Raw genomic sequence first — 961 nt, forward strand, 5'->3', positions numbered from 1 at the left:
GATTCAGCAGCCGTCAGGTTTTCAGAAGAAGTACCTAAGTTGTTGATCGTGTGCTCTAAACGGTTTTGGTTAGCACCTAATTTAGAACGCTCTGCTGAAACTGTATCAATTGCAGATTGGATTTTTGTGATAGCAGCTGATGCGTTTTTAGCATTAGAAACATCAAGACCAGATTCAACGCCTGTAGAATCAGTTCCGTTGCTTACATTTGATGTAGCAGTAAATCCAGCACCAGTTCCAGTCAATCCAAGAGCGCTTGCACGCATGTCACCAATTTCAAGTGTTAAGCTTTGGTTTTCGTTAGCACCGATTTGGAATTGAAGACCTGCGCCAGCTTCAACAGCTTCTTTAGCTGCTACGGCTTTAGAGCCAGCTACTGTTTCAGCAGCATCTACTGATAAACCAGCATTACCACCGATAGTTGCTGCAGTTGCTGATTCAGAACCAGTTTTTTGTACAAGTTTAAGTTGTCCACTATCATTAGATGCAGTGTACTTAGCGCTTAAATCAGCATCCGCTCCAATAGCAGCAACTAATCCATCAAGATCCGTGAATTCTCCAGCCGCTGCATCATCAGCTGCAGCAACCGTAAATGTTTTTCCATCTACTGTTACAGTATCACCATTAGTTGTACTCAAAGTTCCTGTTGATGTTACGCTACCTTGAACTGCAGCAGCAGCAGGTGTAGCAGCTTGAGCTACAGTTTTGCTATCTTTAGCACCGTTCAATAATTTTTGCGTATTGAACTCAGTCGTGTTACCGATACGGTTGATTTCAGAAGTTAGGGAATCCATTTCTTTTTGGATTTCGCCGCGGTCGTTTGTTGTATTAGTATCTGTTGATGCTTGAGTAGCAAGTTCACGCATGCGTTGAAGGATGTCAGTCGTTTCGTTTAATGCACCTTCAGCCGTTTGGATAAGAGAGATAGCATCTTGTGAGTTACGAGAAGCTTGATCCAATC

The 961-nt window shown here is 42.9% G+C and carries 1 protein-coding gene; it reads right to left on the minus strand.

The window, feature by feature from the left end; translation table 11 throughout:
* Nucleotides 1-959, minus strand: a 959-nt coding sequence (locus CVN76_RS00920; protein ID WP_442857524.1) for a flagellin N-terminal helical domain-containing protein, incomplete at its 3' end; no start/stop codon positions are given.
* Nucleotides 960-961: the final 2 nt, after the last annotated feature.

Source organism: Bacillus sp. mrc49 (genome assembly GCF_002803435.1).